The 23,272-nt window shown below is 38.3% G+C and carries 18 protein-coding genes and 2 pseudogenes; 6 read left to right on the forward strand and 14 right to left on the reverse strand.

The features are described from left to right. The first annotated feature begins 136 nt into the window (after positions 1 to 136). Entirely contained in the window at positions 137 to 586 is a 450-nt protein-coding gene (locus HEQ36_RS09030; RefSeq protein ID WP_168635203.1) for a hypothetical protein, read from the forward strand. Positions 587 to 998: 412 nt separating this feature from the next. Next, positions 999 to 1,574, forward strand: a complete 576-nt coding sequence (locus tag HEQ36_RS09035; RefSeq protein ID WP_168635204.1) for a YHS domain-containing (seleno)protein — start codon at positions 999 to 1,001, stop codon at positions 1,572 to 1,574. 79 nt (positions 1,575 to 1,653) lie between these two features. On the opposite strand, the gene HEQ36_RS09040 is transcribed toward HEQ36_RS09035, so the two are convergent. From HEQ36_RS09040 to HEQ36_RS09065, 6 genes and pseudogenes are all read right to left on the reverse strand, one after another. Then, positions 1,654 to 2,841: a GUN4 domain-containing protein gene (locus tag HEQ36_RS09040; RefSeq protein ID WP_290707427.1), complete on the reverse strand. Its 1,188-nt coding sequence runs from the start codon at positions 2,839 to 2,841 to the stop codon at positions 1,654 to 1,656. 655 nt (positions 2,842 to 3,496) lie between these two features. Beyond that, the gene (locus tag HEQ36_RS09045) at positions 3,497 to 4,306 is read right to left on the reverse strand and encodes a serine protease (RefSeq protein WP_168635207.1); all 810 of its coding nucleotides are present in this window, start codon (positions 4,304 to 4,306) and stop codon (positions 3,497 to 3,499) included. A gap of 24 nt (positions 4,307 to 4,330) precedes the next feature. Further along, the gene (locus HEQ36_RS09050; RefSeq protein WP_233455384.1) at positions 4,331 to 4,900 is read right to left on the reverse strand and encodes a COP23 domain-containing protein; all 570 of its coding nucleotides are present in this window, start codon (positions 4,898 to 4,900) and stop codon (positions 4,331 to 4,333) included. A 262-nt stretch (positions 4,901 to 5,162) separates the two neighbouring features. Further along, positions 5,163 to 6,716 (reverse strand): serine/threonine-protein kinase, encoded by a 1,554-nt coding sequence (locus HEQ36_RS09055; RefSeq protein ID WP_168635208.1) that lies wholly within the window; start codon positions 6,714 to 6,716, stop codon positions 5,163 to 5,165. Between the two features lie 193 nt (positions 6,717 to 6,909). Continuing rightward, a pseudogene (locus tag HEQ36_RS09060) lies at positions 6,910 to 7,248 on the reverse strand (metal ABC transporter permease); the annotation flags it as partial. 222 nt (positions 7,249 to 7,470) lie between these two features. Further along, complete coding sequence (locus HEQ36_RS09065; protein ID WP_053537578.1) at positions 7,471 to 8,427, reverse strand: NAD(P)-dependent oxidoreductase; 957 nt, start codon at positions 8,425 to 8,427, stop codon at positions 7,471 to 7,473. 231 nt (positions 8,428 to 8,658) lie between these two features. On the opposite strand from HEQ36_RS09065, the pseudogene HEQ36_RS09070 reads away from it, so the two are divergent. The 3 genes and pseudogenes from HEQ36_RS09070 to HEQ36_RS09080 form a co-directional block, all read left to right on the forward strand. Next, a pseudogene (locus tag HEQ36_RS09070) lies at positions 8,659 to 8,894 on the forward strand (4-Cys prefix domain-containing protein); the annotation flags it as partial. 361 nt (positions 8,895 to 9,255) lie between these two features. After that, entirely contained in the window at positions 9,256 to 10,374 is a 1,119-nt protein-coding gene (gene bchI / locus HEQ36_RS09075; protein ID WP_053537576.1) for a magnesium chelatase ATPase subunit I, read from the forward strand. A 61-nt stretch (positions 10,375 to 10,435) separates the two neighbouring features. Further along, entirely contained in the window at positions 10,436 to 10,753 is a 318-nt protein-coding gene (locus HEQ36_RS09080; RefSeq protein ID WP_027403494.1) for a hypothetical protein, read from the forward strand. Here HEQ36_RS09080 and HEQ36_RS09085 read toward each other — a convergent pair. Together HEQ36_RS09085 and HEQ36_RS09090 are read right to left on the reverse strand one after the other, a co-directional pair. Next, a complete protein-coding gene (locus HEQ36_RS09085) occupies positions 10,748 to 11,467 on the reverse strand; it encodes a Uma2 family endonuclease (protein ID WP_205748408.1) in 720 nt (239 codons plus the stop codon). The two genes, HEQ36_RS09080 and HEQ36_RS09085, sit on opposite strands and share 6 nt — an antisense overlap. 288 nt (positions 11,468 to 11,755) lie before the next feature. Next, a complete protein-coding gene (locus tag HEQ36_RS09090) occupies positions 11,756 to 12,451 on the reverse strand; it encodes a Uma2 family endonuclease (protein ID WP_053537575.1) in 696 nt (231 codons plus the stop codon). Between the two features lie 265 nt (positions 12,452 to 12,716). Here HEQ36_RS09090 and pheT point away from each other — a divergent pair, with 265 nt between their 5' ends. Then, a complete protein-coding gene (pheT, locus tag HEQ36_RS09095; RefSeq protein WP_168635209.1) occupies positions 12,717 to 15,152 on the forward strand; it encodes a phenylalanine--tRNA ligase subunit beta in 2,436 nt (811 codons plus the stop codon). Positions 15,153 to 15,513: 361 nt separating this feature from the next. Here pheT and urtE read toward each other — a convergent pair whose 3' ends face one another. The 6 genes from urtE to urtA all read right to left on the reverse strand — a co-directional run bounded on the left by urtE (position 15,514) and on the right by urtA (position 22,898). Beyond that, positions 15,514 to 16,212, reverse strand: a complete 699-nt coding sequence (gene urtE, locus HEQ36_RS09100) for an urea ABC transporter ATP-binding subunit UrtE (RefSeq protein WP_027403489.1) — start codon at positions 16,210 to 16,212, stop codon at positions 15,514 to 15,516. Between the two features lie 244 nt (positions 16,213 to 16,456). After that, positions 16,457 to 18,052 carry an iron uptake porin gene (locus HEQ36_RS09105; RefSeq protein ID WP_168635210.1) on the reverse strand — a complete coding sequence of 532 codons (1,596 nt, stop codon included), beginning with the start codon at positions 18,050 to 18,052 and terminating at the stop codon, positions 16,457 to 16,459. Positions 18,053 to 18,246: 194 nt separating this feature from the next. Further along, positions 18,247 to 19,020, reverse strand: coding sequence for an urea ABC transporter ATP-binding protein UrtD (gene urtD, locus HEQ36_RS09110; RefSeq protein WP_168635211.1), 774 nt, complete (start codon positions 19,018 to 19,020; stop codon positions 18,247 to 18,249). Beyond that, entirely contained in the window at positions 18,995 to 20,152 is a 1,158-nt protein-coding gene (urtC, locus tag HEQ36_RS09115) for an urea ABC transporter permease subunit UrtC (RefSeq protein WP_168635525.1), read from the reverse strand. The genes urtD and urtC overlap by 26 nt, the downstream gene beginning before the upstream one ends. 69 nt (positions 20,153 to 20,221) lie before the next feature. Further along, on the reverse strand, positions 20,222 to 21,382 hold the full coding sequence (locus tag HEQ36_RS09120; protein ID WP_168635212.1) for a branched-chain amino acid ABC transporter permease: 1,161 nt from the start codon (positions 21,380 to 21,382) through the stop codon (positions 20,222 to 20,224). Between the two features lie 199 nt (positions 21,383 to 21,581). After that, positions 21,582 to 22,898 (reverse strand): urea ABC transporter substrate-binding protein, encoded by a 1,317-nt coding sequence (gene urtA, locus HEQ36_RS09125; RefSeq protein ID WP_168635213.1) that lies wholly within the window; start codon positions 22,896 to 22,898, stop codon positions 21,582 to 21,584. Positions 22,899 to 23,272: the final 374 nt, after the last annotated feature.

Here is a 23,272-nt window from a genome sequence, read left to right on the forward strand (position 1 = left end):
TGCCCCCTTCCCTACGAGGGAAGGGGGTTTTCAAAGCCTCTCCCCGCTTCGGGGAGAGGTTTGGAGAGGGGTTTGTTTATACATTAAAAACTTCTCAAACACCCTCTTACACATATTATAGGATAATAAAATCATCATGACTCCAACTTTATTCGGACGCTGGCAAACACGAATTTTTTTGTTAGCAACGGTGGGAATGTTAGTTTCTCTGCTTTTTTATGGGGGATATTTAGGCATTGCCTCCAACTTAGTTTACTTTTGGGTTGTGTTTTATGTAGGTTTATTTGGCATTGCTTGGGATGTTTTGTATGATTTTCTGCAAAAATATCTCTGGGACCATGACTGGCCTGGAGTATTTCAACTTTATGCAGGAGTTATAGAAGGGGTATTTCTGGCTTTAATAATTGCCAATATCGGTTTACCGCATATTCCTAAAAGTGAATTTGACTTAATCAGATTTATTCAACATTATGGTTTAGTTTGGTTAGCAGTTTATTTATCTGCTTGGGTAGTCATGCGGTTATTATTTCCCCGGTGGCGTTTTCGCGGTGGAGAATGGATTGGTAAATGGCCGAGAATTTCTTAGGGATTTATTCTTGCCACTTTTCCATAATTCCATTTAACATCTGTTCAAAAAATTCCCTCTTGAGGAAACTGGAATTTACCCCCCTTAGTCCCCCCTTGCAAAGGCTACGGTGTACACACAAGTCTTCTAGAGTTGCCCCACAACGTTTAGATCCCCCCAACCCCCCTTAAAAAGGGGGGCTAAATTCTTCAAAGTCCCCCTTTTTAAGGGGGATTTAGGGGGATCGGATAACGTTTAGCATCCTGTCTAGAGATGTGTGTACACCGTAGCTTGTAAAGAAACTGGAATTTACCCCCCTTAGTCCCCCCTTGTAAAGGGGGGAAACCGGAAAAATTAGTTCCCTCCCCTTTGCAAGGGGAGGGTTAGGGTGGGGTAAGAACCTGATATTGTCCTAAAACAAATAAACATTTTTATGAATCACCAGAACTTTCTCGCTTTCGTCACTTCCTCAATATTCATGGTGGGATTAAGTTTAGGTTGTCGTTCTCATGCAACTACTACAACCGTTATTCCCAGCCTTCAACCCGCTGCCAATGGTAACTTTGATCCAAATGCTATTCAAGGGCAAAATCCCCCGGTTAATCCCCCTTTAAAGCTGGCTGGTAATGTGTTTAATGTCCAAGACTCTTTTGTTTTAAAAGGTTTTGATGCTGTAGCCTATTTTCAACAAGGAAAACCGATTCCAGGTAATGATAATTTCACCTATAAATGGCAGGATGTAAATTGGCGATTTTCTACAGCCGAAAACCGCAACTTATTTATTAAAAATCCTGAAAAATACGCTCCTCAATATGGAGGATTTTGTGCTTGGGCTGTCAGTAGAGGATATACTGCACCTATTGACCCTAATGCCTGGAAAATTGTCAACGGTAAGTTGTACTTAAATGTTAATTTGGACACTCAAAAACGCTGGGAAAAAGACATTCCTGGAAATATTCAAAAAGCTGATCAAAATTGGCCTGGTATAGCTGGGAAAATTCGCCGTTAATGAGTACAAGTAGGTCGGGTTAAGCGACAGCGCAACCCGACGTTCATGTTGGGTTTCATGCTTCAACCCAACCTACAAACTAGAGAAGAGAAAAGAGTATCCCCCGCCCTCCCTCGCTCCCTACACCTAAAAGTGCCGGCAGGTGTCCCGGTAGTGCATTTGTACTAAAGGTGTAACTATCGTAACTGAGCCAATCATTGTTTTCTCTCCAACCAACGCGATCGCTTAACTTTACATAAGTATCAATGTCGGGTTCTCCATCTAATTTGCCTCCCCAGTCAAGCCAAATTTGCTTTTGTACAGAAAAGCCAAACTTACCATTGCTATATTTTACCCATAATTGATCCATTTTTCGCAATTCCTGTCTGGGAAAATTTTTCACATCTTCAAATCTTAACCATCCTTCCCATTCTCGTTTAGTTAACTTTTTCATCAATTCCCAAGTTTCTAAATCTGCATCTCGCCATTTTTTTGCTTTTAACAATGCTTCTAATTTCTGAAATATGACAGGTGTAGATTCCGTTGTAGGACTAATATTATTACCAGTGGTATTAGCTTGGGTATTAGCTTGGGTATTATCTGGAATATTACTAATTAAATTGGTGAATTTTTCCGTCGGTATTCCCTGAACTCCTACAATTTCAGTTCTTTGAACACCTTGAATTATAATAGATTGGGTTTCTGCCTTACCGTGAATAGCAATTAGAAGACCTTCTTCATTTAATACTGGACCTCCACTCATCCCCGGTAAAGCTGATCCATTGTAGGATAATTCATACCCTTCTTGATTTTGACTCCTGCCTGTTATATCGGCTCGTATAAAACGATAATTACGCGGTTGATTTGTGGTTTCAGCCGGAAACCCTGCATAATATACGGTAGATCCTTCTTTAACTGTCCGAGAATCAGCAATTTTAGCAAGGGGATAATTTTTAGAACTGGTAAATCTAACTAAAGCTAAATCCAATTTTCCCACAATTTGAGCTTTGTTTTCCATCTGGTATTTTTGCCCATCATGGGTGATAAGCTCATAAATACCATATCCCGCTTTTTTAACCACATGATGGGCTGTTAGCACAGTATAAGTATTACCATCTTTGGCAATAATTACTCCTGAACCCTTACCATCTAATCCTCCAATCATGACGGTAATTGGTTTAGCGATATCATTAACTTGTACAGGAGTTAAGGCAAATACGGATTGGTATTGTACTATAGCTAGGGTTGTTGTCCCTAGAATTACTCCTAATCCCTGGGAAAATTTCATAGTTCTTTGTCTGTTATAATACTATTTTTTATATACTATTTTTTATAGTACCCTTTCTTGCTACCTCATGCAAAGATGTAAGGTTTTAAAAGCTTGATTTAGATTTAGATTTAGACAGACAGCCAGACAGCCAGGGAATAAATTCCCTGTCTGAAAGCTCAAGTCGGTTAAAACCGACTGGGGATTTGATTAGACATCTCCGGTAATTAAATGTGCGTGGTTTGAAACCCTTGTAGAGACGTTCTATAGAACGTCTCTACATTCATTTTCACCAGAGGTCTATGTCTATTGGGTTCGCTCAATAGTAATGCACCATGATCAAGGATTATGGGTAAAATGAGATTCATTTAGGTAGAGTGTGTTAGCGACAGCGTAACGCATCATTATCAATGATTCTTATCATCTGAATATATCTAATAAGTTATTCAAATCATTTTTCAGCAAAAAAGCACAAGTACCCTATATTCTCAATAATCTTGAGAATTTTCTCAATAAGCTGATGAAAAAAGTTAATTTCAGGGCTTGAAATTCTCAACTATTTTTTGTACAATTTTTTTAGATAAAATCTGCTTGTGCTTTTTTTAGGAAAAAGACTTACAGCAGATTTAAACTTGTTTATATATTTTATTTTTTGTCTCAGGCAAAATTACAAGCATCAGGAATTGCCTTTAGCAAATAATAATTGCTTGACTGTTTCTAAGGGAATACCCCAACTATATTGACTTATTTGTTCTCGCTGTGCGTCCGTTGGGTAAGAACCATCTTCAAAAACATAAGGATCACCCCAAATTGGGTTAGCATGAAGTCCATTAATTCCCACTAATTCCCCCGCACCATTTAATAGGGGTCCTCCACTCATCCCTTTTTCTACGTCATTGGTAAAGCCAATTTGGTATCCTCCCTCTAGGGCTTTATCTAACACCAGTTGAATTTTACCGGGTTTAATCACAAACCTCCCGGATTTGCTTTGGCTATTTTTGAGGGGAAAACCTGCGGACATTACCCAAGCTCCAATGGCAGCTTGTTGATTTGATTTGGTAGCAATCCTGTATTCTGAGTCAGCTACAAATTCTAATAAGGCTAAATCTAAACCATTTCCCCTCAGTTGTTTTTTCCGTGCCACAGAGTTAGCACGGTAAATTTTTCCGTCGGGAGTTTGAATAGAATAGGGAGCTTCACCGGCTTGTAAAACGTGATTATTGGTAATTACTCCATAGGTTGAGGTTAATTTATCTTGATAAAATAGTACACCAGAACCTAATGAGCGATCGCGCTTTTCTCTAGGGCTACTCAGAATCTTAACTGTAATTAAACGGGCTTCTTGTTCAAGTTGAATTTGTTCCTGTCCAGACCACAAATTAACCATTGAAAAAGGGGGTTTTTGAACTGACGACACTGGAGTTGCCAAAGGCAAAACAGAACCAGTTAGTGCAAAAACAGCGACCATTCCTCTGCGCCAACTCATGATTTTCCCCCCATAATTTCCAATTTACCAGATCGGCTCACTTTTACCGTTGATCACCTGATCAATGTCAACGCTGGCAGTTCCATCACGGTTGATTGTTGGTTTAATGTGTCCTTCTTGGTCGCCACTGAGGTAAACAGCCTCCCCACCTGCGGCAACACGGGTATTCAATAGTTGTTCGAGGACTTGCTTAGGGTCACGATCCTTTGTCATGGTCAGTAAAACATTTTTCTTATCGCAAGCTCCCTGATTAGTTCCTAAACCACAGATAACATATTGACCGTTAACTGTTCCCGTTTTCAGGATTTTCAGTTCACCTTTATTTTGCAGTTTCTGGAAACGATCTGATACCTCTTGACAACGTTTTTGAGGTGTCCATGTACCACTAATCTGACTTGTGTTTGTCCACACAATTAAGGCTACACTACCTCTGGTTGGGTGACGAACCACGGTTACTGGATAGTTATCACTCAAACCACAGGTAAATTGGCGGCTTTGAGCTTGGCTGGGCTGATTACTAGCTAAAGTGACACTCAAGGCTAAAGCCAGACCAGTTAAGGGTGCTGATAGGTTATTTTTCATAACTAAAGCCATAAGAAATCAGGTTATTAAGAGGGTTACAAAAAGCTGATGAGTTGAATCAATCCTACGTTAATATAACTAGTGTGCAAATGTCAAATGGCAAGGTATAAGTAGTGAGACAAAATTAATTACACAATGTCATTGCGTAAGCGAAGCGTGGCGTTAGCCATATGGAACGAAGTGAAATGAAGCAATCGCAAGGGTTGTGATTGCTTCCCTTCCCTCGCAATAACTGTAAATATTTTTGTCCAATTACTTATTACCCCGCTGGGACTTATAAAAATAAAGTAGACTGCAAACGAAAAGACTTAATCATGGTTTGTTCTACATCTTTAAGAAAGGGATCATAGAGTTTTTCTTCGGCTCGATAGGTCAGAATATAAACTTTTGAATTACTGATAGTCCAAATTTCCATGACTTTAAACCTGAAGTTACCGATTTGCTCTTGACCTCTATAAACTATTTGATATCCCTCTCGATTATCTATTTTTATTGGTTGTTGTTGGAGAATTTGTACGTCTTTAACAGATTTTTGAATTTGTTCGATAGCAGCCAGATTATACTCTGATAGAGACTGGGATTTTTCTATCAATACCACACGGATAAATAACCCTACATCTAGATTCAAACTGGAACTATTAGGAGATATTTTGGCAATAGTTCCCCCGGTTAACGGACTATATTGTTGTTTTTCAGCCTTCCAATCTTGAGGATATTTGATCTCAATTCCAAATTGTTTATCCTCAAATAGTTGACCAGGAATAGTTTGAATTTCCCCTGGGGGGACTTGATTTTGATGGCGGTAAATAGCTATTAAAACCCCAGCAGTCGTCAAAATAATTGCTGTTATCAATAAAACTTGAATAAATCGAGGTTGGGAAGGAGAGATAATTATTGTCTTTTCACCACCACCATTATTTTCATCCCTAGTAGGCGGCTTCAAGTTCTTTGGGTCATCATCACGTTTATTCAGAGCTTCCATTACTTCCCGTGCTGACTGGAATCTATAATAAGGATCTACTTGGAGCATACGCTTTAATATCTTACCTAAATGTTCACTAATATGGGGATATCTTTGCCAATTCCAAAGATTCTTAACGTCACGGGAATCATCTGGAAATTCACCTGTTAATAATTGCACACAAGAAGCAGCTAAAGCATATAAATCACTGGAATAATCAACTTTTTCCTTTTTGATTTGTTCTGGGGGAGCATAGGAAATAGTTCCAAATACTATAGATTTTTCTGTGGTGGAAATATCACCTTTAATTACTTGTTTAACTGCTCCAAAGTCAATTAAATAGAATTTGTTATCTTCTGCTTTGGATCGCACAATATTACTAGGTTTAATATCCCGGTGAATAACATTGTGATTATGGATAAAGTCCAAACCAGGTAAAATATTATTTAATAGAGTCAAAACTTTTGCTTCTGAAAAACGTCCTTGTTGTTCCAGTTCTTTACTTAGATCTTCACCTTCGATATATTGTTGAACCAAATAATTAAACTCTTGTTGAGTATTTAATTGCGGGTCAGTTACAGTTAAGGAAAAATAATCATATAAGGAGGGAATATTACCACTTTTATCCCCTAAATCTTCTAGAACCTTAGCCTCTCTTTCAAAGGCTTTTTTGATCCCTGCAACAATTTCAGGAGAATGATGACTCTCAATTCGTAATCGCTTAACAACACAACGACGTTGATTAAGTGTATTTAGGTCAATAGCGAGAAAAGTATCCCCAAAACTCCCTCCTCCTAAAGGTCTTAGAAGTTGGTATCTTCCTTTGTTTCCAGCTAAAATCGGGAGTTGTCCTTGAATCTCTCTCATTTTCTTTCCCCTGGGTGGCTGCACTCTTGATCTAACACCTCAAGAATTATAATAGCGGTAATTGTGAACACTTTTCTAGTTTAGTCAAATAACAGCAATTAGCGATCGCTACTACACCAACAAAGTCCATTTATGTGGAATAACGTAAATATAAAGAAGCATTAAATGTAATGAAATTACCAATTTGATAATTTTATCTCCTATTCCCACTAGGAATCAAAATCCCATGTCGAGGACTAAACAATAAAGCCAAGGTAAATAAACCCGAAACCACTAATACAATAGCCAGACCAGAAGGTAAATTTATAAAAGTGGCTAAGATACATTCCGCTAATACTAGAAATTACCCCAATTACCGCCCCTAAAATCATGACTTCATGTAAACGTTTGACTAATAAATAAGCAGTTGCACCAGGAGTAATTAAAAGCGTAACGCACCATTATCAAGGATTCTGTGCGTTACGGATTTCATCCTAACGCACCCTACAATACTGAATATATCCAATAAGTTATTTAAATCATTCTTCGGCAAAAAAGGAGAAGTACCCTATATTAGCCTATATTCTCAATAATCTTGAGAATTTTCTCAATAAGCTAACGAAAAAAATTAATTTCAGGGCTTGAAATTCTCAACTATTTTTTGTAGGTCGGGTTAAGCGACAGCGCAACCCGACGCTCATGTTGGATTTTGTGCTATTGCTCCGCAACGCTCACGCGAACAACCCAACCTACAGAAAATGTACAAGGTATTGATCTAAATTCCCGCTTTTACGCTGCTAATTTTCAAAACATCAGTCATTGTTGCACAGTAATTTGGTAAATTAAAGCTGCTAGGATTAATGGCATTAGCATAGCTAAAATGACGATAATTCATACAGAATCTATCCCAGGCTGCCATTTGAATGCGGAATACAGCAATAATTACATTAGCTAAACCTAAAGATAAAGGAATGCGGAAATAAATCTTTTTACGGAAATAAGCACAAACTTCTTCAATGGCTTGATTTGCTGTTAGGGAAGATTGTCCTAACACAAATCGGCGGGGATCTCCCTGTTGTGGTGGATAATCAATTAAATATTGGATAACTGTGGCAATATCTTTACCATGAATGAAGTGAAAACTGCCATCTGCTTGTAAAAAACGAATAAAATTAATATAGTTAGTAACTTCAGGAATACCAGATGTGAGATGAGAATAGGGTTTTTTGTCATCACCACCTAATACTAAGGTAGGAAAAACCGTGGTAATTTTGGGAAAAATAGCTAACTTTTCGATTTGATGTAAACAATCATATTTAGAACGGATATAATCTGTACCAATTTCTCCAGCTTCTTTGAGTGGTTTGTTTTCGTTATTTAAAACACTCGCAGTGGAAAAATAAATTACCTGTTCACATCTTTCGGGATTTAGCAGATTCATTAATTCTAGAGTTTTGAAGACATTAATATCAAAAATGCCCTCACCACCCCAGGAAGTGGCTGTTAATACGGCGATATCAATGGTTTTGAGTAAATTAGAGAATTTACCAATCTCTTGCATATCACCCTGAAGAATGGTGATTCCAGGACGGACTGTAGTATCTACTTGGAGTTTATTAGGGTTTCTAACCAGGAGATATAATTCGTGATTGGTGTTTTGAATTAAGGCTTCGCTGATATAGTGACCGATACAGCCACTTGCACCTGTAACTAAAATACGTTTTTTGGTCATGAAATTGGATGTTGGGGTTTTTGGGTATGGTTGAGGTCAGTGCGTAATTGTAGCATGATTTGAGAAGATAGATCCCCGATTTCTTAAAGAAATCGGGGATCTGGGTGTTAGTTAAGTTATATATTTTTTTAAATGAACCCCTCCAGACGCAGAGAAATGAGGTTTTGAGAGATTTTGCGTAAATCTTGATTAATTAGGGTAAAATTACAACGGAGCCTTGGTTGTGAGTCTATGCGTCAATGTCTTAATCCTGACTGTCTTTTTCCTAACCCTGATAATTTTCAATATTGTCAAAAGTGCGGTAATAAGTTACTTTTGAAAGGTATATACCTAAATCAATTTTAGGTCAGGGTGGTTTTGGTAGAACATTTTTAGCTATTGATGAGGATAAACCATCAAAACCCTATTGTGTAATTAAACAATTTTTACCCCAAGCACAGGGAACAGATAGTATTGAAAAAGCAATCGTTATCAATCTGTTAAAGAAGTTATTCAGGAGTTAAATATTTTAAATCAACCTGAGAGGCGATTGACAATTTCTGTATTCTAAAATTTAGACATTATAGCCACAACATCATACACCTTGATAATAGCACAAAAAGTCAAGAGGTCAAGAACCTAGTAAAATCGTTACCTTATTGCAATCATTCTCAACAATCTTGAGAATGAAGCAGATTTATTCTCAATAAACATAGTCTTGTGCTTTTTTTGTAAAAGTCAGATTTAAAAAACTTATAAGAAGATTGGCTTTTAACGAACAACCAACCCACCTCCCCAAAATGTGTCAAAATGAAGAATTGTAATAAAAAATATTGTTAAGGTAATTTAGTGACTTCAACTGCTCAAGCTAGTGCGAGTGCGCGTCGTGCGGTCTTTCCATTTACAGCCATCGTTGGTCAAGAAGAAATGAAACTGGCACTGCTGTTAAATGTCATTGACCCCAAAATTGGTGGTGTAATGATTATGGGCGATCGCGGCACCGGAAAATCTACAACTATCCGCGCCTTGGCGGACCTTTTACCAGAAATCCCTGTTGTCGCCAATGACCCTTTCAACAGTGACCCCAGCGACACGGACTTGATGAGTGATGAAGTCCGTCAACAGGTAGCCCAAGGGTTGGAAATTCCCGTCACTCACAAAAAGGTACAAATGGTAGATTTACCATTGGGTGCGACAGAAGACCGAGTTTGTGGGACAATTGACATTGAAAAAGCCTTATCTGAGGGTGTCAAAGCCTTTGAACCCGGACTCCTAGCCAAAGCTAACCGGGGTATTCTTTACGTTGATGAGGTCAACTTATTAGATGACCACTTGGTAGACGTACTCCTCGATTCCGCTGCTAGTGGTTGGAACACTGTGGAACGGGAGGGGATTTCTATCCGTCACCCAGCCAAGTTTGTTCTCGTTGGTTCGGGAAACCCAGAAGAAGGGGAACTGCGTCCCCAACTCCTTGACCGTTTTGGAATGCACGCAGAAATCCGCACTGTGAAAGAACCAGCTTTGCGGGTGCAAATTGTGGAAGAACGGGGTGAATTTGACCAAAATCCGCCTGTGTATTTAGAAAAACACCAAGCTCCCCAAGTAGCATTACAAGAGAAAATTGTCAATGCCCAAAACTTATTACCACAAGTTAATTTAGACTATGACTTCCGGGTAAAAATTTCCGAAGTTTGTTCAGAATTAGATGTGGACGGGTTGCGGGGTGACATTGTGACAAACCGTGCGGCTAAAGCCTTAACCGCCTTTGAAGGTCGGACAGAAGTAACAGTTGACGATATCCGGCGGGTAATTACATTATGTCTGCGTCACCGTCTGCGGAAAGATCCTTTAGAATCCATTGATACAGGATATAAGGTAGAAAAGGTCTTTTGTCGAGTTTTTGGTGTGGAACTTCCAGAAGACTCAACTCAGAAAACTGGTGCAGGGGTAAAAGCTGGCGCTCGTTAGTTTTAATATAGAGACGTTCCATGGAACGTCTCTACAACAGTTAATTAACAACTGACAAATTATGAGAACCTGGAATTTTTGGTTAAATAGCCTAATTTTATTTATTCAAGATCATCCACCCCGATTTGTGGAGTTATTAATGTTAACATTAGCGATCGCTCTGCTGACAGTCTCCACCATTGTCCCAGATAAACCCTACATCATACTAGGTTTAAGTTTTGTCGTGGGAGCATCAACTTCTATATTAGTCCGGGAAGCAATGTCTCCCACCGGAAACAACCACACAGTTTTAACTCAACAACGCCTTACCCAATTCACCGCATTACTCTTATTAGGAATTAGTATTTACGGGTTTGCAGATTTAATTCACACGCTATAAATTTTCAGGATCAACTCCTAATTTTTTTAACATCTCTGCTAATTTATTAGCCTTTTCCTCAGATTCTAACCATTTTCTTTCAGATTCTAAATGTTTTTCCTCACTTTGTTGCATCCTTTCTTCTGGTGTTAAAAATCGTTTTCCATTTTCATCAAACCAATATAACCATTCCCTAGTTATTCCTTGATATGTTGCTTTTTCCATTCCTATTCCTAACCCTATCTCTGGTAGAAAAACAGGGTTTCCTGACAGTAATTTATATTCTCCATTGACTAATTTGTAAACCTCTAAACGTTGTTTTCTTTTACGCTGAGAATTATAAACTACATAATATAATATCCCCAATTCTTGAGCATAAAAATCTTTCTTAGTGCTATATTCTCCCCTATAGGTATGAGACACTATTTCTAACACTAAAATCGGTAATTTTTGTTCTTCCCATAATACATAACTGCGGCGTAAATCTTCATCAATTAATCTGGGAATACCAATACTTAAAAATCCATCTGGGACAATTGCAGGTTTATCTGGATCATAATATATTCCCATGTCTACGCCAAAAAACCAATCCCATCTTTGGCACCAGATTAAGGCTAACATGGCTTTTAATAAACCGGGAATTAAATCTTGTAGTTCGTTATCCACTGGTGTGTCTTCAGAGTCGGGTAATTCCTTAGATGAGGGTAAATAATTTAATTGGCTGTATTTTAGCATGATTGATATTACCAATTCTATTTTTATTATAATCCAGATCCCCGACTTCTAAGAAAAATCTATCATTTATTTACAAAATGAAAACAGAAGTCGGGGATATTTTTATCCTTGAATTATGGCTTTTTCTTCTTCAGTTAAACCATACAACCGATAAACAATTTCATCAATTAACCAATCACATTGTTTCAGTTGTTTTTTGATAGGTAAGAGTGTATTTAAACTTGATTGATATTCTTTTTCTAATGTCTCCTGTTCTTTTCTCGCGGTGCATAATACCCTACCATATAATCATAAATTATCTAAATCAATTCCCTTTTCTTGCAACTTAGCTAATAATTCTTGATACTGCTGAATAACTACTTGCTTCTCCTGACGTTCTTGTTCAGCACGTTGATATTCTTGTTTAGCAAGTTGATCAAATTCCACAGATGTGAGAAACTTGTTACCATCAGGATAATAAATCTCTAAATTATCAAGTACAAGTTGAAACCGGATACCCAATCTCGGACTTATCCAACCATTAATATCTTCAATGGCTATAAAAGCATCTTGATAACGCACAAAACCGGATAATTCTAAAGTATCAGGATCATAAATATAATATTCTTCCACACCATAACGTTGATAAAAAAGCGATTTATTAATCATTTTGGGAGTACGATTTCCCGGTGATAAAATTTCAAAAACCACTTGAGGAGGAATATTATTTTCTTTCCATTGTTGATAAGAACCTCTATCTACTTTTGGTCTACCAAACACCACCATAACATCAGGTGCTTGACAAGTTTTGACACTTCCCTCGATAGGATACCAAAGTAAATCACCTGCAATAAATACATCATCTCGTGATGCAAATAATATTTCTAAATTTTCTTTAATTTTAACAATCCATTGATATTGTTTAGTATTATCTGCCATTGGTTGACCGTCGCTGTCAGGATAAATGATTTCTGGTGTGGTTTCTGCTGATAATTGCTGTACCATAGTGGACATATCTCCCATAGGAATAGATTCTGATATCTACTAAATTAATCATAATAGACATCCAGTGAAAAAAATGTAGATAGTTTGCATATCACATCTGTACTATAAAAAGGAAAAATTAGATTTCTTTAACTCATATTCTTTGCGTCTTTGCGCCTTTGCGTGAGGCTAATTCCTACATTAAATCAGCAACGCCAAAAAATCTGATAATTTTCACTTAATATATAAAATTAGAGCGAAAGACAAATCTAAACAAACAGACTCCATGCGTATTTCTCTAAACTGGTTAAAAGAACTCGTAGAAATCAAACTCACCCCAGAAGAACTGGCGGAAACCTTGACAATGGCAGGGTTTGAAGTAGAAGATATAGAAGACCGCCGCACTTGGGCAAATGGTGTAGTTGTGGGGAAAGTGCTGGAACGTCAACCCCACCCCAACGCCGATAAATTGAGCGTTTGTACCGTAGATATTGGGGCTGCTGAGACTGTAAATATCGTTTGCGGTGCTGCGAACGTCCGCGCAGATATCTATGTCCCTGTCGCCACCACAGGAACTTATTTACCCAACATTGATTTAAAAATCAAACCCGCAAAACTGCGGGGTGTTCCCTCCAATGGGATGATATGCTCTTTAAAAGAACTGGGTTTACCCACTGATATTGACGGTATTCATATCTTCCCTGAAGAAAACATGGTGGTGGGTAGTGATGTTCGTCCCCTATTGGGTTTGGAAGATGTGATTTTAGATGTCACCGCTACTGCTAACCGGGCTGACGCTTTATCTATGGTGGGTATTGCACGGGAAGTAGCAGCTTTAACTGACGGAAAACTATCAATTCCCCCAGTTGCAGAAGTAGAAAATACCAAGACTGCGAAAAGCATCACTTTAAAAATTTCTGAAATCCAAGCTTGTCCTGCTTATATTGGTACTGTTGTTGAAAACATCAAAATTGCTGCTTCTCCTGAATGGTTACAACAACGTTTACGGGCTGCGGGAGTCAGACCAATTAATAATGTAGTTGATATCACAAACTATGTTTTATTAGAAAGAGGACAACCGCTTCACGCTTTCGACAAAGAGCGTTTACAATCTGTAGGTGAGGGGGAAAATTTAATTATTGGTGTCCGGTTTGCGGAAAGTGGCGAAACTTTAAAAACTTTAGATGGAAATAATCGGACTTTATCAACCCAAAATTTATTAATTACTGCTAATAACAAAGCCGTGGCTTTAGCAGGTGTTATGGGTGGTGCAGAAACAGAAGTTCATGAAGGTACACAAAGTTTAGTTTTAGAAGCTGCGTTATTTGATTCTGTGGCTATTCGGCGTTCTTCTCGCAGTGCTGGTTTAAGAAGTGAAGCTTCTGGTAGATATGAAAGGGGCGTAAATCGAGCAGAATTAGAAATAGCTTGTCACCGGGCTTTATCCTTAATTAGTGAATTAGCTGCGGGTGTGATTGTTCAACAAGAAATTTCCGATTATCGTCCAGATGCTTCTACCTGGTCACATTCTATTAACCTGCGTTTAGATAAAGTTAATGAAGTGTTAGGTCCGATTGAATTAGGACAAGAAACAGGAGAATTACAACCAGAAGATGTAGAAAAAATTCTCACAGCTTTAGGGTGTGAATTAGTCAAAATTGATGACCGGAATTGGACAGTTACCGTACCTCCCTATCGTTACCGCGACTTAGAACGGGAAATTGATTTAATTGAAGAAATTGCCCGGTTATATGGTTATGATAAATTCTGTGATACCTTACCAGAAAAATCCGAAGCTGGTTATCTATCTTTAGAACAAGAGTTAATTCGCAGGTTACGCGCTTATCTCCGCGCTGAAGGTTTGACTGAATTAATTCATTATTCTTTGGTGAAACCAGGTGAAGATAAACAGATCATTTTAAGTAACCCTTTGTTTGCTGAATATTCGGCTTTACGCACTGATTTGATTTCCGGTTTAATTACCGCTTTTCAATATAATATAGAGCAAGGAAATGGAGCATTAAACGGTTTTGAAATCGGGCGGATTTTCTGGCGCGAAGAAGATGGTTTACAAGAAGCAGAAATGCTGGCTGGAATTATCGGTGGTGATACAACTTCCGGTAAATGGTCAAGAGGTGGTAAGGAAGAAGCGATTACTTGGTTTGAAGCCAAAGGTATTTTAGAAAGTGTCTTTAAACAACTAAAATTAACTGTAGAATTTCAACCTGAAAATCGAGATTCTCGTTTACATCCTGGACGCACAGCTTCATTGTGGGTAAAGGGTAATAGACTGGGAACATTCGGACAAATTCACCCCCAATTACGTCGAGAGAAAGATTTACCAGAAGCCGTTTATGTGTTTCAATTGGATTTAGATGCTCTGTTGGATGCCTGGGATCATGATGATTTACTAGTTCCCAAATTCAGTTCCTATTCTACCTATCCAGCTAGTGACAGAGATTTGGCATTTTTTGCTTCTGTGAAAGTGACAGTTTCCGAAATTGAAAAGGTCATTAATAAAGCTGGGAAAGGGTTATTAAACTCGGTGGAATTGTTTGATGAATATCGTGGTGAACACGTTCCCACAGGACAACGTAGTTTAGCTTTTCGGTTAGTATATCGTGCCAGCGATCGCACTCTCACTGAAAATGAAATTGAACCAGTTCATAATCAAGTGCGGACAGCCTTAGTTGAAAAATTTGGTGTGAATTTGAGAAGTTAATCGAAACAGTCGGTTTTAACCGACTTTTGCTATGAGACAGGGAATTTATTCCCTGGCTTTATCAATTAGGGACTTCCAAGAAATAAATTATCCTGATTAACGAACCACGGAGGCGCAGAGGACACAGAGGAATAAGGGTTTGAGAGATTTTTGCGTTAGGTGGTTTATCGGTTGTCAAGAGATTGCTTCCTTTCACTCGCAATGACAACTCATGCAGCACAGGTTTATTAGAGACTTCCAATCAAAAAAATATCCCAAAATTTCTTGTGGTGCGGGACGAATTGCCCGCTAATCATCAAGGACGGGCAAGGATGCCCATCCCACAAAATTGGATCATTTTTTTTGTGGAGTTCTCTTATCACTAAACCGTCAAAAACTTTTGAATCACATCTTGACTAAGTTCCTGAGTTAGACCGGAAGCAACAATCCCCCCTTTTTGCATAGCATAATAGTAATCTGCCTGACGGACAAAATGCAAGTGCTGTTCTACCAATAAGACGGAAACTCCTGTAGTTTCAATAATCTGACGGACTGCGGCTTCAATTTCCAAAATGATTGAGGGTTGAATACCTTCCGTTGGTTCGTCTAATACGAGTAGTTGTGGTTTTCCCATTAAAGCACGAGCGATCGCTAATTGTTGCTGTTGTCCACCACTTAAATCTCCACCCATACGAGAAAGCATAGTTTTTAACACTGGAAATAGGCTAAAAATTTCTGGAGGAATTTCTGGTTTTTTGACTGGTTTTTGTCTAGCTTCTAATCCCAAAAGCAGATTTTCTTTAACTGTTAATCGTGGGATAATTTCCCTTCCCTGACTCACATAACCAATACCCATTTTCGCTCTTTCATAAGTTGGTTTACCGTTAATTATCTCCCCTGCAAAATTAATAATTCCGCTGCTGGGTTTGAGTAAGCCAATAATTGTTTTTAGCATGGTTGTTTTTCCCACCCCATTGCGGCCAATTAAACATACCATTTGTCCTGGTAATACAGTCAAATCCACATTTCTGATAATATGACTTTCACCATAATGAACGTTAAGATTAGAAATTTTTAGCATTATAAAATTAACCTGATGAACTATTTTAATTTTCCCCAATTTTACCCTATACAAACAAGTCATTTTTACCCCACCCTCACCCTCACCTTGTCAAGAAACTTGTGTGTACACCGTAGCTTGAAAAGGGGGGCTAAACTTCTGAAAATCCCCCTTTCAGGGATTTAGGGGGATCAAATAGCGTTTAGCATCTTTATCTAGGGTTTGCGGAATAAACCGAAAACCTAGATATATGAAGAATTTATGATTAGAAACTGAAAGTAGTTCTCAAAGCACCAATTACTAAATTGCTACTGCTATCATCGTGATTTGGGGCTGTTAGCCAAATTACAGCGGGGGTAATGGTGATATTATCGCTGACCTTGTATTGATAAAATCCCTCAACGTGATAGGAGGTATTTGGATCTTTCGTAACTCCAGTAACAGTAGAATTCGTGACCTTTGGTTCCATACCAAATACAATGCCAGCTAAGTTACCTTTTTTACCCAAATCTGGTAAACCTAAAGTAACAGCATAGTTCCAAATTTCTGCTTTTCCTTTGGTACCAGTCAAAACTTGACTATTGGTATATCCAGCCCAACCACCTAAAATAAGTTTCTTCGTAATACCTAAAGATGCTTCCACACCGTAGGAATTACTGGAAAAGTTTGTACCCGGGGCAAGATTGGGATTGCGAAATGTGGCGTTATTACTACCTGTAGCCAGTGACTTGTTATAGGAATTGATGTAAGTTAAACCAAGGGAAATGCGATCGCTTGGTTTGACTGTTAATTGTGCTAAACCGCCGTAGGGACCATCAAACAACCCATTTCCAGGAGTAGGGGTATTGTGTTGACTAGCTAAGTAACCTAAACTGAGAGTTAAATTTTTACCGATGTTTTGTTTTACACCTAGTCCCGCCCCACCCAATTGGGCATAGATGGGGTTTCTGGTTGCAAATGCGGACACAGCACCGGACCCACCATTCCCATCAAACAGATTCAATGTGCTGTCAAGGTCGAGAATTATACCATCATTGGCTATGATGTTGGCATAAGTGTTTTTACCAAGGGGGAATCCATAGGAAAGCGCACCTATGGAAACATTGTTATTAGGTGTGCCACTGGCAAAGGATAATTTACCTTCTGTAGTATTAAGACCGAAACTGTTAATATTGTTGCTTTCTAGCCTGGTAAACAGTGTGTCTTTTCCAGTAAAACTGGTAACAAGCTCCAATCTAGTTCTAGCGCCTAATGTCGTATTCTTGCTAGTAATGTTACTAGTACCAACTTTATCACCAGAAACAACACCACTAACAACCGCAACAACCTGTCCTTGCAGTTTTGTGGTAGTTGAAAATTGATTGGCTTCTAAATCAGCAGTTTTGGCTTCTACAGTGTCTACACGCCCTTTTAAGGTTGCTAGTTCTGCGGAAAAGTCATTTTGCAACTTTTGGATTGTTGCTAAATCTTGTTTTGTCGTTAAATCAGCGGTAGCAGTAGCAATTAATTCATTGACTCGATCTAAACAAGCATTCAAACCAGCCGCAAATTCGTATCGTGACAACGCCCGATTACCCCGAAAAGTCCCGTTAGGATAACCTGCAACACATCCATAGCGTTCTACCAATGATTGTAATGCCTGAAATGCCCAATCATTAGGTTGGATATCAGATAACTGAGACACGGAGGTAACTTGAGATATTACCTTTTGTTGATTATTTATATTTAATTGTTGAGAATTAGTGTCAGTCTGGAGTTGATTATTTGCTGGTATTTCTTCAGCCAAGACTCCAGAACTTGTCCATAGTATAGCACTGATAACAGTCGAACTAGCAAGTAAATATGTTAAGAGCTTTTGCATTTTTCTTCACACCTGATTTTTTACGAATAATTGGAGCCATTAAGAATAATTATTAGCAACTCTAATTTGGAAGCTAGAAACTAAAAGTAGTTCTCAAAGCACCAATCACTAAATGCTATTATACCACTTAAATGGACTAAAGTTAGGGTTATTTTATCGCTAAAATGTAACTATTTTTGAAGTCAGTGATGCGTTTACAAAAGGGGATTAAGGGAGGTATGATTCTCTTCCTGTTTTCCCAAATATACTTCAATAACGCGGGGGTCATTTCTCACTTCCTCAAAATCACCTTCACACAATACTGAACCCTCATGTAATACTGTCACCTTCTTAGCAATTTGTCGCACAAATTCCATATCATGTTCAATGACTAAAATTGAATGACTTTCCGCTAATGTTGCTAATAAATTACCGATATTATAGGTTTCTTCATCTGTTAAACCAGCCACTGGTTCATCAACAAGTAATAAATCAGGAGATTGCGCTACTAACATTCCAATCTCCAAACGTTGCTTTTCTCCGTGGGATAATAAAGCCGCTGGAATATTTGCTTTTGCAGTTAAACCAATCGTTTCTAATAAGCCTTTAAGACTATTTTTTTCCGCAGAATTTATAGAACTAAACAAGGTAGAAAAGACATTTTTCTGACGATTACTAGTGATTTCTAAATTCTCAAAAGGTGTTAAATTAAGATATATGCGTGGAGTTTGAAATTTGCGCCCAATTCCCAACCGTGCAATTTGATGTTCAGCTAAAGAACGTAAATTTTTACCCTTAAATAGGACTCTTCCTATGGTTGGTTGCACCTTACCTGTAATTACATCCAGAAAAGTAGTTTTTCCAGCCCCATTTGGACCAATTACTACGCGCAATTCACCAACATTCATACTAAAATTTAATTGGTTTAATGCTTTAAAACCGTCAAAACTAACGGTGACATTTTCAGTTTCCAAGATTTTGGCGTTCATGTTTCACCTCCATATCTTCTTCTAAACTAGGATAGGTATCAGAAGGTTTTAATTGCTGACGTTTCCCAAAAGGGATATTTTGTTTATTTAACCATCCCATGATGCCGTCAGGAAGCAAAATGACGATAATTAATAATAGTATACCCTGAAAAAATAGCCATATTTCCGCGAATTGTTCACTTAAAAAAGTCCGGGCATAATTAACTAATAAAGTGCCAATAACTGCCCCGATTAACGTCCCTCTTCCCCCCACAGCCACCCAAATCACCATTTCAATAGAAAAGCCAATATCCATGGATCTGGGGGATACAGAACCACTTTGAACGGTGTAAAATGCCCCAGCTATACCAGCAATTGCTCCCGAAACTGCAAATACTAATACTTTAAAATCTGTGGGGTCATAGCCAGAAAATCTCACCCGACTTTCATCATCACGAATAGCTATTAATAATCGGCCAAAACGTCCACTAGTTAACCAGCGACAAAGCCCATAAGTAGCCGCCAAAAATACCACCGTCAAGACATAAAAAACAAATTGAGTTTTGCTATCACTAACTATAGCACCACTGCCATTAACTCCCCAAGATAAAGGCGGAAAAGTGGTAAAATCTATCAACCCATTTGTGCCATTAAAAAATTGTTGTTGTCCATTAAAAAAATTGAAAAATACAATAATTGCAGCTTGAGTCAAAATCGAAAAATAAACCCCCTTAATGCGATTACGAAATACTAAATATCCTAGTAGTCCTGCTAACAAACCCGGAATCATCACCACAGCAGCCACAGACAGGGGAAAAGAAGAAAAAGGCTGCCAAAATCCAGGAAGTTTCATAACACCATAAAGCGCCATAAAATCCGGTAATTCCCCCGTGGGAACTTGCAATTTTAGGTACATAGCGATCGCATATCCACCCAAACCGAAGAAAATCCCATGTCCCAAACTCAATAAACCAGCATAACCCCAAATTAAATCAATTCCCAAAGCCACAATAGCCAGAGACAAAAATCGTCCCAATAAATTCAGACGAAAATCTGAAAGTAACACCGGCATCATCAAAATCAAAATCAAAGCGATCGCACAAACGACCCCAACTTCAACTAATATTAAATTTCGCCCCTTTTTAATTTTCATCATTCCTGCTTTATCCATTTTCTCAAATCCGCGTTTATCTGCGTTTATCTGCGTTAAATTTCCGATAATTTAAACATCAACATGACGACCCTTTTGGGGAAAAATCCCTCCTGGCTTCCATTGTAAAAACACAATAATTAAAGCAAAAACCATCACCTTAGCCATACTTGTTGTCGCAAAAAAACTAAATAAATCAGCCAAAGGCTTGACCGCACCCAACAACAAAGCCAAAGTTCCCGAACCAATCAAATAATTAATTGTCCCAATTCCCAAAGCTGCCAAAATCGTACCAGCTAAATTACCCACACCACCGACAACCACCACCATAAAGGTGTCAATAATGTAATTTTGTCCAGTATTTGGTCCGACAGAACCGAGTAAACTAATTGCACATCCAGCCACACCAGCTAACCCTGAACCCAACGCGAAAGTAATTGCATCAACTTTTTGAGTGGGAATACCCAAACAAGCGCTCATACTGCGATTTTGAGTAACAGCCCTAATTCTTAATCCCCAATGAGAACGTTGCAAAAATAGATAAATTCCTCCCACACAAATAATCGTCAAAACAATAATAAATAACCGGGCATAAGGTAATTGTACACCAGCTAAAGATATACCAGATTGTAACCAACTAGGGGCTGTAACATCCACATTTTGAGCGCCAAACCAAGGTAAAGTTACCGCTTGCTGATAGGTTTGACTTAATAAATTACAAATTGTAATTGTCAATCCTAGCGACAAAAATAGTAAAACTCCCACAACCCAGTTGCGAATTTTCTGGAAATTATTCCGAGAATTTAAAATCCATAAACCCCCAAAAAACAGAACAGAAAACAAAACCATCCCCATGACTAATAATAAATTGACACTGCGAACAAACTGTTGAAAAATTAAACTTACTCCCCAGGTTGCTAACAGAGTTTCTAAAGGTCGTCCATAGAGATAACGAATTACACTTTTTTCCAGAATTAATCCCACACCAGCAGTGAAAATAAAAGCAATAATCAAAGCCAAAAATATATAAACTTCAAACCAAACCCCACCCAGTTGCTTACAAACATTTTGCACGACAAAAGTTGTATAAGCACCAAACATAATTAGCTCACCATGAGCCATATTAATGACACCCATTAAGCCAAATATGATAGCTAATCCTAACGCAGCAATTAATAAAACAGCGCCAATACTAACACCATTAAATACAGCTTCCAAGAAACCTGTTAACATTTTATCCCTGCAATTATCAATTTATTCCTAATAGTCAGTTGTCAGTTATTAGTTATTTTAATCTCACAGCAAATTGCCACTAAACAAAGTACAAATATGAATAGTAAAACTCCTGTGGGGTGGGCATCCTGCCCGCCCATACATACCTTATTGAGATGCAATTTGTTGTATTACTAACCCCTGACAACTTACCACCAAATTAACCCTTCTTGTATTTACCACCTTTTGCAGGATCTGACCAATCACAGGCAAATCCCTTAGTCTCTTTCACAAATTGATTCCAAGGAACTGGTTCAACTGGTGCGGGGGTAGCATAAACAATGTCAAATAGTCCATCCTGTCTGACTTGACCAATCCGCACAATTTTTGATATGTGATGATTAGCATTAACAGTCACCTTTCCTTCAGGTGCATCTATAGTTTGACCATAGGCCGCAGCCCGTACTTTCGCCAAGTCAGTTGTAGTTGCTTTTTCTACCGCTTGTTTCCATAAATACACGGCGATATAGGCCGCTTCCATTGGGTCATTTGTTACCCTGTCTTCCCCGTATTCTTTCTTAAAAGCCGCCACAAATTTCTTGTTCGCAGGTGTGTCTACTGTTTGAAAATAGTTCCAAGCAGCATAATGTCCTTTTAGATACTCCACCCCAATGGCTTTAACTTCCTCTTCCGCAATACTCACAGACATGGAAGGATACTTATCTGGTGTCAATCCCGCTCCTTTCAACTGTTTGAAGAAAGCAACATTACTATCACCATTAAGAGTATTATAAATTACACCGCCATTGGGTAAAACCTGCTTAATTTTCGTGATAATAGCTGTTACTTCCGTATTACCCAAAGGTAAGTAATCTTCCCCAACAGTTTTCCCGCCTAAAGCCTCCAATTGAGCCTTAATAATGTTATTAGCAGTGCGGGGGAAAACATAGTCAGAACCGACTAAAAAGAACTCTTTACCTTTATTCTTCAACAACCAATCAACAGAAGGTTCAATTTGTTGATTTGGGGCTGCACCAGTGTAAAAAATGTTTTTAGAACATTCTTGACCCTCATACTGCACAGGATACCAGAGCATATGATCCTTGCTCTCGAAAACTGGCTTGACATTTTTACGACTAGCAGAAGTCCAACAACCGAAAACTACAGCTACTTGATCCTGGTCAATCAATTTGGTAGCTTTTTCTCTAAAGGTGTCCCAATTAGAAGCGCCATCTTCAACAACTGCTTCAATTTGTTTACCTAAAACACCCCCAGCAGCGTTAATTTCCTTAATTGCTAGTTTTTCCGCATCTACCACACTTTTCTCACTGATAGCCATTGTGCCACTGAGAGAATGTAAAATACCTACCTTGATAGTTTTACCAGTAGTACCAGCTACGGGAGATGTACTAGTGGATGCTGCTGGACTATTCGCAGTATTTGGAGAGTTATTAGCACAAGCTTTTAAAAAAATGCTACTACCAACACCTACAGCACTGTAAAGCAGAAACTTACGTCGGTTAAATTGCCTACCCATATTTTTGATTAGTTATCTTTTAAAGTGAGATATTAGTTCTATATTTAACTATTAAACTGTGATTTGTTATACAAAATCGTAATTTATTTTAATAAAAATATACCTCAAGATTGGTGTAAGTAGTGAGACAGAATTAATTACACAATGTCATTGCGTTAGCAAAGCGTGGCGTTAGCCATATGGAACGAAGTGAAATGAAGCAATCGCAAAGGTTGTGATTGCTTCCCTTCGCTCGCAATGACTGTAAATATTTTTGTCCAATTACTTAATAGCCACATACATAGCCACCTCCCCGCCAGCGACTAGCAGGTTAGGATCTACCTCATATAATTATAAATATCTGTATAGATTCTCAGATTCCTGTTAAGTATTAT

Source organism: Anabaena sp. 54 (assembly GCF_017355725.1).
GTDB lineage: Bacteria > Cyanobacteriota > Cyanobacteriia > Cyanobacteriales > Nostocaceae > Dolichospermum > Dolichospermum heterosporum.

Bases quoted from the DNA above. Each gene is read 5' to 3' on its own strand.
- HEQ36_RS09030 (WP_168635203.1), top strand. From the start codon at position 137: ATGACTCCAACTTTATTCGGACGCTGGCAAACACGAATTTTTTTGTTA.
- HEQ36_RS09035 (WP_168635204.1), top strand. From the start codon at position 999: ATGAATCACCAGAACTTTCTCGCTTTCGTCACTTCCTCAATATTCATG.
- HEQ36_RS09040 (WP_290707427.1), bottom strand. From the start codon at position 2,841: ATGAAATTTTCCCAGGGATTAGGAGTAATTCTAGGGACAACAACCCTA.
- HEQ36_RS09045 (WP_168635207.1), bottom strand. From the start codon at position 4,306: ATGAGTTGGCGCAGAGGAATGGTCGCTGTTTTTGCACTAACTGGTTCT.
- HEQ36_RS09050 (WP_233455384.1), bottom strand. From the start codon at position 4,900: ATGGCTTTAGTTATGAAAAATAACCTATCAGCACCCTTAACTGGTCTG.
- HEQ36_RS09055 (WP_168635208.1), bottom strand. From the start codon at position 6,716: ATGAGAGAGATTCAAGGACAACTCCCGATTTTAGCTGGAAACAAAGGA.
- HEQ36_RS09065 (WP_053537578.1), bottom strand. From the start codon at position 8,427: ATGACCAAAAAACGTATTTTAGTTACAGGTGCAAGTGGCTGTATCGGT.
- HEQ36_RS09080 (WP_027403494.1), top strand. From the start codon at position 10,436: ATGAGAACCTGGAATTTTTGGTTAAATAGCCTAATTTTATTTATTCAA.
- HEQ36_RS09085 (WP_205748408.1), bottom strand. From the start codon at position 11,467: ATGCTAAAATACAGCCAATTAAATTATTTACCCTCATCTAAGGAATTA.
- HEQ36_RS09090 (WP_053537575.1), bottom strand. From the start codon at position 12,451: ATGGTACAGCAATTATCAGCAGAAACCACACCAGAAATCATTTATCCT.
- pheT (WP_168635209.1), top strand. From the start codon at position 12,717: ATGCGTATTTCTCTAAACTGGTTAAAAGAACTCGTAGAAATCAAACTC.
- urtE (WP_027403489.1), bottom strand. From the start codon at position 16,212: ATGCTAAAAATTTCTAATCTTAACGTTCATTATGGTGAAAGTCATATT.
- HEQ36_RS09105 (WP_168635210.1), bottom strand. From the start codon at position 18,052: ATGCAAAAGCTCTTAACATATTTACTTGCTAGTTCGACTGTTATCAGT.
- urtD (WP_168635211.1), bottom strand. From the start codon at position 19,020: ATGAACGCCAAAATCTTGGAAACTGAAAATGTCACCGTTAGTTTTGAC.
- urtC (WP_168635525.1), bottom strand. From the start codon at position 20,152: ATGAAAATTAAAAAGGGGCGAAATTTAATATTAGTTGAAGTTGGGGTC.
- HEQ36_RS09120 (WP_168635212.1), bottom strand. From the start codon at position 21,382: ATGTTAACAGGTTTCTTGGAAGCTGTATTTAATGGTGTTAGTATTGGC.
- urtA (WP_168635213.1), bottom strand. From the start codon at position 22,898: ATGGGTAGGCAATTTAACCGACGTAAGTTTCTGCTTTACAGTGCTGTA.